Genomic DNA, 11901 nt, shown 5'->3' with positions numbered 1-11901 from the left:
TATCAACCTTTCCAGTTTAATAATGCATGACAGACCTGATCTATTTCCTGATTTGTCATCGTTGGAAAGCAGGGCAACGAAACAACTTCTTTAACAGCTGCACGAGAGGCCTCTAAATTACTTTGTTCATCAATCATAAATGGCATGGAGTGCCATGCGACTTGGTCAATATCCAGAACAGGGTAATGCACATCAACCATGACACCACTTTCTTTCATATAAGTAATAAATTTTTCACGCTCTGGGGTTCTGATTACAGCCAAATGTCCTACAAAATCACAGGCATGATACTGCTGAAAATACAAACCTTTTGCACCAAGGGCTTTGTAAGTATCATAGATTTTATTTCGTTTATGATTACAGCTGTCTAAGAAAGGCAATAAACATCTCAAAATACCGGCCTGTATTTCATCCATTCGAGAGTTTCTGCCGCCCGCGATATTTATCTTGTATTTACTACTCCAACCGTATTGTTGTAATTCTTTGACTTTATTGGACAACAGTTCGCTGTTCGTCATCACGGCCCCGGCATCCCCCATTGCCCCAAGATTTTTAGTCGGGTAAAAACTAAATGCCGCAATATCCCCCAAACTCCCGACACGCCGCCCTTCCAATTGTGCGCCATGTGACTGCGCACAATCTTCTATGATTTTTACACTCTGAAAACCACTTTCATCAAGTACACGTCTGACTTTCTTAACATCAACTACGGCACCAAACAGATGCGTAATAATAACGGCTTTCACATTTTTTCTCAAACAGACCTTAAGAGAGTCAATGTCGATTAACAATGTCTCTGGTACAATATCTACATATACAGGCGTAACACCAGCCAATCTACACGCAATTGATGAATAGCCGCCAGCATTTGAAACAGTAATAATTTTAGCATCGACCGATGCATCACCGATCACGGCTTTTATTGCTAATTCCAATGCATCTGTTCCGTTTGCAACCGGAATACAGAAATTTACGCCGCAGTAAGCTGAGAACTCTTCTGCAAAAGCTTGGGTTTGCTTACCAAGCAACCACCACCCTGACTCTGCAACTTCAGACATCACTTTTGATAATGCAGCTCTATTCTTATTATATATTCTTGCCGTATCATTAAAAGGGACTTTAGTGCCTATATTCATATCACTTCCAGTCTTAATTTGAAAAAGTTTAAAACAGAACAATATGTAATCATTACGCTTTTCCGTATTGTTAGAGTGCGGCTCCCTCAATCTGAAGTGGAACTGTCGAGACTGAGGTCTGCGGCAAGCCTTTTGAGTTTGCGATTCTCTTCCTCAAGCATTTTCATCTTGCGGAGTTCACTGGTTCCCATTCCGCTATACAGTTTTTTCCAGCGATAAAACATCTGTTCATAAATTCTCATCTTGCGAATGACTTCTTTGACCGGAGTCCCATGCTCAGCTTGGCGGAACGCAAATGCGATTTATTCTTCGGTGTACCTTGATTTTTTCACAGCGAAATCCTCCTACTTTTGGATAATCTATTTCGCCGAAAAACTCGCATCATGTTTGGCCCTAGATCACGGGAGAACGTCACATAATCCCCTCTCAATTCATCTACAAAGGACCAATGAAGCACAGGACTTTTCGCCATCCAATCAACCTAAAATGCCGGCATACTCCGCCTCAAAACCGTCTTCATTCAACCCAAGTTCAATCCAAATATTTTTTGCGTATGACTTACAGCATGCAGCAGAGTCACTATCTAAATCGTAGAGTGAGCAAGCCAAGTTCTGGGCCATGACAACTTCCTTAAACCTCACCACGCTATTTTCCGTACTCGCCGTACATGTGTCATCATGCCTGCGATGGTGATTCAAAGGCTCTTTAACATAGCTCACAGAACCGTTCATCATGGCGTACAAGTAAAAGACCCAGTCGCCTGCTAACTTCATGTCTTTCGCTACTTCAAACCAGACGCTGCAATCAAATTTACGAAAGACGACTGCGCTAACATTAGGTATTGTATTGCGATATGCCAACGAACATTCAACTTCTTGTTTCGCATCAACGACATACGATGTATTCCACTTGGTATGAGACAGCTCTTTCAAATACTCCATATTCTTGTACTGAAAAAGATAATCTGAATTGGCATCTATCGCTAATGATTCCGAGTATGAAATCCGAACGCCTTCATCAATAAAGGCAGGAATGAGTTTTTTCAGAAAATCTACAGAACATGAATCATCAGCCTCAGCGATCCAAATAAACTCCCCTTTGGCAAGCTCAATACCCTTCGCCCATTGGGCAAAAACCCCCTTATTCCTAACATTTTGGATAAATGAAACATTGGATCGGTTTGAATACTGCTCCAATATCTCACCACTGCCATCAGTGGAACAGTCATCAAGAAGGATAACTTCAAAATCCTTGTACGATTGATTGAATACTGAATCCAATCGCTCTACCAAGTAATCTTTTTTATTATAATTAGGGACAATAATTGAAACAACTGGCGCGATGCCTCCAACTTCTCTGATGACCTCTAAAATGGCTGGTCCAACAACATCCGCTGTATGTCTAAAAAGTAACTTATTGCGCGCCTGCACTCCCAACCGAGTCAACAAATCAGCGTCTTGCAACAAAGACACGGTTTTCTCAGCCATGGCATCAACATCGCCCCAAGGAACGACAAAACCACAATCATCTCCAACAAACCCTGGCATACCTCCTGCCTTATCAAAGCATACTATCGGCACGGAACGCTCAGCCGCTTCTAAACATACCAACGGATAAGGGTCCTCTCGAGAAGGAAGCAGAAAGATATCCGAAGCCTCAATATATTCGACAGCATTCGGTTGCTGCCCTATAAAATGAACGAGATCCGCCAAGCCTTCTCGCTCCATTGCGTCCCATATATCCTGCCATGATCCATGTTCATCGTGCGCTTGAGCCGGATCAAAGCCGCCAACCCAATAAAACGCGACTTTCTCATAGCTCTCTTTGACGACCTTCTTGGCAACTTCAATGAACAGATCGGCTCCTTTACGCCAGAACAGGCCAAGTCCACACCCCAAGACAATCTTCGAGTCTCTAGGCAGGCCCAACTTTTCACGCAGCATTTGTTTACGCCCGACAGAAGGGGACTCTGCAACAGGATCAATATGCGCACAGATAAGGTCAATGGCCGCTTGAGGCACAGAATAACTGGACCGCATATTGGCTTCAACTGCGGGTGAGCAAGCAATGAAATTGGTTGTATGCGAGATTACATCAGCGATATAATCACTGGCATAAACGCGAATGCTTTCTTCGAGTTCATGAACATGCGTAATGATCGGCACTTTAAATTTTGACAACTCTTCATAGGCCCTGCCAGCCACGACAGTATTACCGTAAATCAAATCCAGTTTTCCACCACAGAACATTTGTACTTTGTCAGCCAGGTCATTTTCACCCGACGGGCCACATCCTAACTCCTCGGCCGTCGTAGCTGGCCCAAATTTTGCGAAATCATCCATGAATGGTCCGCCACGCAAGCAAAGTGTGTATATCTGCAACGAAGTATGAGTCGACAGCCATTGTAACAAAGAAAGCAAGACCTTCTGCGCACCACCTAAATATGCATCATGCGAAACAAACAAAATTTTACCAGTAGACAAGTCTTTAGTAGCCCGCATTTTTGGGTACTCTGCTAGCACTTGGGATGTCGCATTCAAGTAGGCATATCCATAAGTCCGATCAGGCTCAAGGTATGCACCTTCAGCCCACTCGTTCCATGCATTGATAAAGACAAACTGGCTACCGGAAGGATGTTTGGAAGAAGTCCATTTAGAGGCCAAGTCTAACCACTTTTTATATTTACTGGGATTTGAATTTGCAAAAATAGTTCCACAGACGCCACGCCGTGCCGTATTGTCCCATGCAGGAGAAACCGTCTTATACAAGACATATTCTGGGTCTACCGAACTGTAGCTTTTGGCAAAGTGCTCATAATCAAAAATCTGGCCATCGTAATCAGGTACTACATTCAACTGATCATTAAGCCGAGGATTGTCCCATGAATATTTATGAGGTGGAAACTGTACCGCGGCATCAAAGCCATAATCTCTCGGGTCTTCCGCTCCAAATGATTGAGCCATGACAAGGTACAACCCCTCGCCGTACAATTCATCCCATCGGTCACGCCATCTTTGTAAAGTTCCGGCCATATCGGGGAATTGTTCAGCCTTATACACAATGAAGAACGGCTTGCCATCCTTGCGAATATAGCGAGAGTCAGCAAAGTACGGAACCATGGAATTAATAAACCGAACGTCATCCTCGGGCGAATGGTTTTGGCTCAGCAGAATATCTTGATCAAAGCCGTCCCATCTGCGCGTCCAATTTTCATTTGCCCAGCACAGGCAGAAGGGAATATCAATATCAGGATTCGCTATGAAATTATCCACCGGAGTCTCCAGAATTCGCCGGCCTGAAAAATCATAATGATGAAAGCAAAAGCCATGAACTCCAAACTTCTTCGCAAGCTCAGCTTGCTGCTTCATCACCTCTGGCAAACGCAAATCATAATACCCCATAGAACCAGGATGCTTTGGTTGATCGTGACCAGGGTACATTGGAAGAGTTTTAGTAACATTAGTCCATTCTGTAAATCCTTCCCCCCACCATTCATCGTTTTCTGGAATGGGATGGAATTGAGGCAGATAAAAAGCCAAAGCTTCTATTGCAGAAGGTGAGGAGGTCTCAGGCGCTTCAGTTTCAAACAATTCCGGTCTGCCCCCTTCCCGTACAGGAAGAAAAGGAGTCGAGCTTTCGGCTGGTTTCTGACCCTTTCTCCAGCCCTTATTGATCCTTTTTTTAACAAAATTTGGGATCAGCAGCGAATAGAAGAAAGCACCTACCGGACTCCAGCGAAAGTCCTCCAAGACTCTCCGTAATCTTGTCGGACTAAATGTAATCAAGGCAAAAAATAATCGGAAAGAACCCGCTATAAGAATACGTACGAAACGCAGCGGGGCGGTCAGTCGCCATGATATTGATTTCCGAATTGCTGCAATATACCGCTGTGCAGCGTCATTGTCGGCTATTGCCTGAGCTAAATCACCTTGAACCAGAGCATGACGCCGCCATGCTTCAATAGCTCCAGTCTGAGCTATCCTCCTCTCAGTTCGGGCAATGTCCACATCGCCCCATGCCATATTCGCTTGAACATTGGCTTCTTTGGTCTCAGAACGAGCAATTGTCAGCTCAACACGGGTAGCTTCAAGACCGGCTCGAGCGGCGACTGTGTCAGATCGAGAAGATTCAAGGTCAGCACGAACAGCGGCGATGTCAGATCGAGAAGATTCAAGGTCAGCACGAACAGCGGCGATGTCAGCTCGAGAAGATTCAAGGTCAGCACGAGCGGAGACTGTGTCAAATCGAGAAGATTCAAGGTCAGCACGAACAGCGGCGGTATCAAATCGAGAAGATTCAAGGTCAGCACGAACAGCGGCGGTATCAAATCGAGAAGATTCAAGGTCAGCACGAACAGCGGCGGTATCAGATCGAGAAGATTCAAGGTCAGCACGAGCGGAGACTGTGTCAAATCGAGAAGATTCAAGGTCAGCACGAACAGCGGCGGTATCAGATCGAGAAGATTCAAGGTCAGCACGAACAGCGGCGGTATCAGATCGAGAAGATTCAAGGTCAGCACGAACAGCGGCGGTATCAGATCGAGAAGATTCAAGGTCAGCACGAGCGGAGACTGTGTCAAATCGAGAAGATTCAAGGTCAGCACGAACATCTCTAATCTTTTCTTGCATCCCCCCTAACACTTTCTGTAGTTCTCGGTTCTCTCCCCGAATCAGAGCCTTTTCTTCTTTTGCCGATTGACTGATCTTCTCCTGCTGGGCCATAAGTTCATTCACTATTCGTGGCATTGCAGAAAGGCCTATGGCATCAAATTGAAAAGAGAAAAAAACTTCTCGAATGTCGTTGCCAACATCATAATACAACTGAGGATCAGTAGTATTAAAACCGTACAAATCATCTTCACAAAACAATGCATTTGAATAGCTTGGAGCAATCTTCTTTGACCTGCCATTAAAGTCTGTGACAGTCATCTCTTCTACTCTAAGGACACACACGTCCTCACATGGATCAAATCGCAACCGCTTTATATTCGAAATAGAGGAAAGATCGAAAACAACAGAACCTATCTCAGATGAAACAGTTGCTTGAAGAACTTCATTTTCAGAAAAATCTCCACCTGTATCATAATACAGTATGGGGTCCAAAGGAGGTGAACCAGTCAATCGAACAACATCTTGAAGTGGAAGATTGGTAATAATTTTCTGGGCAAGATCAAGGCCAGAACCATACTCTCGAACCTCGTTCCAGGTTCTTGAGCTGAGCTCATCCCCATCGGCCCGCTCCTTCAACCAATCATACACAAACATCACTTCAGGAAAATTTTCAGCAGCCTTTTGTAGGTCGCCATACGAAGATCGATGATGTTGAAGGCCACTATCCACGAATATTGAGATATACTCTTCAACGTTGTTTGTCCTTGACTTAAAGTCGACTTCAATGAACTCAGCAACCCTTTCCAACTCACGAGAAGGATCATGCAATAGCTTTTCGTAAGAAACGATCAAGGAAGGGCATGTCCCCACATTGCACGCAAACGAATAAACATATTCGAGCCACATAAGCAGCCCCTGCTCAATGGTAAAACCATTACGATTTTCCAACGAGAGAGCAACATCCAAAGGATTTCGCAAAGAAAAAACTGATAAAGGCTGAACGTCAGTTGCGTCCAGAGTTTGAAGCCAAATAGAGAGGAGTAAGCAAAGCCTGGGATCTTTCACTCCCCACATTACCTCTTCTTCGCACCTTTTATGAATAAACGCTTCGAGTGCTTTAATTGCATCGGTGACAGGCGCCTTTGATAGATCTATTTCCCCAAATATGGTCATTCCATGGTTAGGATCTGCTCCGATGGCCTGCAAAAAATTTTTATGTAAATCAACCACATACCTATCTTCGTAAAAACCCTTAACATTGTCTAAATCTGCCGAAATAAAATCCTTGCCCATGTGTACACCGAGTGTCATCAGGCCTTTTGCAAGAAGGCTCGTCCCAGAACGGTGCATACCTGTTTGAAGGATTACTTTAGAGCGTCTTTTTAATTTCTTCATAATAATCTCGTCTATTTCATCTTCCCATTACGCATCCATATCACCCGCAACACAACCCATTATATAGATTGAAACTCAACACCGGTTATATTCATTTCATTACTTAAGTAGCACCTGTGGCCCCTCAAGTGGGCCGACTACCACAACTGGCACAGCCTGCTTTTTCTTCAGCATTGTAAGGACCTTGGGATCTAATACACTTGTCGCCAATCTGGCAGGCGAGCCAAGGAATTTACCACGCAAATCCAACAAACTCTTATTGAAATCACTTTGATCGATGGCAATGGTTCCATCGGCTTTTAGAGATATGCCATCATTGTCGCTCAGGTCAAAATCGCGAACCGTCATCAGACCATCATCAAGGGAGCAATCAAGGACGACCTTGTACCCACTAAGTCTGGCTCCTTTAACTATTGGAAACCTGTTTTCCATATCCAACTGATCGACCTTCACCAGAAGGTCACCCTCCATAACGGAAGGGAAAGCAATATTTCCATCAAAAGATGTTTCTACAGAGGCAAATCCCTTGAACGAACGGTCATATTCTTTTACTTGCGGAATCTTTTCCAATTCGACCATATCCAATTTCAGATCGACACTGACCCAGTCTGTGTTGAAAAGCATACCCGTCGAGATATCAGCCGCCATAAGGCCGCCATACATGCGGCTATCGATAGACAAACTGACTTTGCCCACAAGCAAGGGAAAAAGCGACAGCCGGATATCCGTATCTTTCAACAACAAGATGGGCTTCTTGGGCTTCTTCTCATATATCCGCAGATAATCGAGCATCACTCGCGGAGGGAAAAGTTGTGGTTCAAGGTAGGAAAACTCGACGGTAATGCCTTCCAAATTGGATGTGGCATTGCGCGCCATATCGTCAACTTGTGGAACGTAGTATTTAGCAGTAAAAACCAGTGAGAAAATTATTAACCCGAAAAAGAAGTATGCAGACCACGTAAGTGCTTTCTTCCGTGAGATCTCAATGCCCTTGATGGAATCAAGGAGCGAAAAAGAAAAAAACCTCTCCCGTATGGTATTCAGAGGATTCATAGGCTACAGATTCGTCACTCGGAGGACTTCGGTAAGCGTTGTCAAGCCCAGCTTAGTCTTAAAAACCCCGTTTTGCGTCAGAGTATCCATGCCGTCTGCTTTGGCTTGTTTGCGAAGCTGGTTTGAGTCCGCAGTATTGAGCACGAGTGACTTAGTCGCTTCAGATAGCTCCATTATTTCATAAATTGCCATCCGCCCCTTGTACCCGGTCCCCATGCAGTTCTCACATCCCACAGCACGATATACTTCCAGGCCTCGGAACTCGTCGGCAAACTTGCCGAAATCTGTGGCCAATTGTTCCTCATTGGGCACATAAGCCTCCTTGCACTCGGAACAAAGACGGCGAACCAGTCTCTGTGCCACCACGGCCCGAAGGACCGAAGAGAGGAGGAAAGGCTCCACACCCATATCGATGAGCCGGGTTACGGCACTGGGTGCATCATTAGTGTGTAGAGTGGAGAACACAAGGTGGCCCGTCAAAGCGGCCTGAATAGCGATCTCAGCGGTTTCGCCATCTCGAATTTCACCGATCAGAACTACATCGGGGTCCTGACGTACGATGGACCGAAGACCGGAGGAAAAGTCCAACCCTATTTTTGAATTAACTTGAATCTGGCCGATTCCGTCCAACTGGTACTCAACAGGGTCTTCGATGGTCAGAATATTCTTGTCTGGCGAGTTGATGTAGTTGAGAACCGAATAAAGGGACGTAGTCTTACCGCTACCAGTCGGGCCGGTTACCAGGATGATACCATGCGAAATTTTTACCAGCCGCTTCATACGATCAAGATTCTGATCTGTCAGCCCCAGCTCGGGCATATTCAAGATTTCCGTACTCTTTTCGAGCAAGCGCATGACTATACGCTCTCCCAATCCGGTGGGAAGGATGGATACACGCAAGTCGACCTGACGACCGCCTAGTGACAGGGCAATACGGCCATCCTGAGGCAACCTTTTTTCGGCGATATTGAGCTTGGCCATTATTTTGATGCGCGAGACAAGGGCAGCATGAAATTTCTTGGAAACGGAATGTTTGTCATACAAAACACCATCGAGGCGGAAGCGAACTCTTAGGATATCTTTGTATGGCTCAACGTGAACATCACTGGCATTAGCGCGTACGGCCTGCGAGAGAATCATGTTGACCAATTTGATGAACGGTGCGTCACTCGTATCATCTAGAAGGTCCTCGATCTTATCGTCATCGAGCATGGAAAAGGAATCCACATCGGCTCCTTCAAGAACCTCAATGGCTTCCATGTCTTCTTCTACATCACCGAAAACTTGGTTGATTGCTCCAAGCACAACCTGTGACGGCGCGAAAATCGGTGTTATGGATTCAGAGTCGAGAGTCAGGTGAAAATCATTGATGATGTTCAATGCCTCGGGGCGACTGATGGCAACGAAGACATTTCCGTCCTTGTCCTTGAGAGGAACGGCATTGAAACGCTTGAGATAATGAATGGTGAATTTGCGAATCAGCTCGGGAAGAATCCATGACGTTTCAAAGGAATCAAAATATTGCTTGTCGTAGAATCGAGCATAGAACTGAGTAATGTCGGATTCTGAAATTCGCCCTTTCTTAAGTAAGAACTCCGGCAAATCCAAGTCCTGTTCCTGAGCCAAGGGACCAAGCTCATGAACCTCTTCATCTGAGAGGTGCCCGGAGGCAACCAAGGCGTTTTCAACACTGAAATCGAGCATTACTGCTCCAAATCCTTTTCAGACAACGCGCCTTTCTTCTCTGGGAAAATAAATATTGGGTTCAACGGATCGGACATAACCATCTTGGGAAGTCCCTGGCCATCAGCTCCCAATTCGGCATCATAAATCGTTCTTTTTTTCAATCGGGCTAAAGCAGAGGACTCATCATAAGTATCAATAATCCGAGGAGTAATAAATATAAACAAATTCGTTGCAGAGCTCTTTTCTTCCTTCTGCTTAAACAACCATCCGAACAAAGGCATATCTCCCAAGCCGGGGACTTGGGCTTTATTGTTTGTATTATCATCATTGATCAAACCAGCAATGACTACGGTCTGGTTATCCTGCATCTGAATGACCGTCTCAACTTCCCGCTTCTTAGTTGTCGGAGCAATAACATTTTGAGTAGAAGACAAGGCAACAAGGCTATTAATAACCCGACTTATTTCCTGCTTAACCTCGAGACGCAGCGTTCCACGTTCTCCAATATGAGGCGTAATCTCTAGCTTAACACCAACATCTTTATAATCCAAACTTTGTGAAGCATAGTCTGAGTTGACATTTGAAGTCTGTGTTTGCTTTGAAAACGGAATATTATCTACAACATTAACACTAGCCTTCTCATTATCAAGGGTCATTAACTGAGGCGTTGCCAATATCTTGTAATCATTATTTGTCTCAGCAAGATTAATGATAGACTGGATGCTATATGCTGTCCCACCGATATTAACTGCATTACTAAGTATTGTTCCTATTGTTCCGCCATCGGGAAAAGTCAGCACAGGAGCCGCAGAAGTTGCACTTGGAACAGTAATAGAACCGCCGCCCGTATTCGTAGATCCAAATACCGAGGTATCACCCCCAGAACCACCCACAGCCCAATTAACCCCAAAAGAAAAGCTTGAGTCTACCGACACTTCCATAATCAACGCTTCAATATACACCTGCTTCCTGAGTATATCGAGCTGCTTAATCGTCCCCTCCAGCGTGGCAAATTCATCAGGACGGGCAGTAATAATCAAACTGTTAGTTGCCTTGTCAGCCACCACCTTAATATCCTTGGAGAGCTTAGTCTTCTTACCATCTTTGTCGGTCTGACGCGAAATCAATTCGTTGAGAATCTTGGCAACATCTTCAGCATCGGCATTTTCAAGACTCATGAAATGAATATCGTCCTTACCAACGGGTGTCGGGATATCCAAAGCTGAAATCATATCTGAAATGGTATCCAGGCTGGCGGGGTCACCCAAGGCGACCACAGAGTTCGTCCGAACATCCGCCTCCACAAGAGCCATGGCTTTCTTGCCCACCTTCTCCATCTCCTGAATCTTAGAAGTCATGATCTTCGAGATGCTGCCAGCGATTGTTTTGGCATCACCATGAACAAGCGGAAAGGTCTCCATTTGTGAGGCGTATGACCCCTTATCTACTTCCTTGATGATAGACAGGAGGGCCTCGATATTAGCAGCTGGTGCGGTAATAATCAGCGTATTTGTGGGATTATAAACACTCACCAAACCATTCTTATCGGTCATATTAACCAGCAACTTGGACAACTCCGGGGCACTGGAATTCTTGAGAGGAATGATCTGAGTGATTAGTTCTTCACCAGAGTCAGACCTGACTGATCGACCGGCCTGAACGGGAATCCCCAACCGCCTTGCCTCGACCATAGGAACAATTTTATATTCGTTCTCTATCTTGGTAGCGACAATGGCAAAGTTATTGACCACCATAATTGATTCAAATGCCTTGTATGCTTCTTCAATGGATAACTTGGAGGGAGAATAGGCTGTAACTCGCCCGGCGACCCTTTTATCCACAATGAAATTTCGTCCGGTTAGTTCGCTTATAAACTTGATCAGGATATGAAGATCAACGTTCTTAAAATCCATGCTAATAGTACGTTGAGGAGCAATCTTAGCCTTCTGTGCTGCCATTACAGGAGCGGCAGCAAGCCAGAGAGCCAAGAATACCAACAAGAACAAACGTATCATTCGCAT

General features: G+C 45.0%; 5 protein-coding genes and 1 pseudogene. All 6 read right to left on the bottom strand.

Annotated elements, in window-relative coordinates:
- Window positions 1-2: 2 nt before the first annotated feature.
- Entirely contained in the window at window positions 3-1136 is a 1134-nt protein-coding gene (locus SYK_RS14345; protein WP_281760956.1) for a DegT/DnrJ/EryC1/StrS family aminotransferase, read from the bottom strand.
- Between the two features lie 104 nt (window positions 1137-1240).
- Window positions 1241-1438 (bottom strand): annotated as a pseudogene (locus SYK_RS14340) (transposase); the annotation flags it as partial.
- Window positions 1439-1612: 174 nt separating this feature from the next.
- Window positions 1613-7141: a glycoside hydrolase family 99-like domain-containing protein gene (locus tag SYK_RS14335; protein WP_281760955.1), complete on the bottom strand. Its 5529-nt coding sequence runs from the start codon at window positions 7139-7141 to the stop codon at window positions 1613-1615.
- A 99-nt stretch (window positions 7142-7240) separates the two neighbouring features.
- On the bottom strand, window positions 7241-8194 hold the full coding sequence (gene gspN / locus SYK_RS14330; protein ID WP_281760954.1) for a type II secretion system protein GspN: 954 nt from the start codon (window positions 8192-8194) through the stop codon (window positions 7241-7243).
- A gap of 3 nt (window positions 8195-8197) precedes the next feature.
- On the bottom strand, window positions 8198-9898 hold the full coding sequence (gspE, locus tag SYK_RS14325) for a type II secretion system ATPase GspE (protein ID WP_281760953.1): 1701 nt from the start codon (window positions 9896-9898) through the stop codon (window positions 8198-8200).
- Window positions 9898-11901, bottom strand: coding sequence for a type II secretion system secretin GspD (gspD, locus tag SYK_RS14320; RefSeq protein WP_281760952.1), 2004 nt, complete (start codon window positions 11899-11901; stop codon window positions 9898-9900). Before gspD ends, gspE begins: the two co-directional genes overlap by 1 nt.

This window comes from Pseudodesulfovibrio nedwellii (genome assembly GCF_027923765.1).
In the GTDB taxonomy this organism is placed as follows: Bacteria; Desulfobacterota; Desulfovibrionia; order Desulfovibrionales; family Desulfovibrionaceae; genus Pseudodesulfovibrio; species Pseudodesulfovibrio nedwellii.
This window is presented reverse-complemented; position numbering and strand designations above follow the sequence as displayed.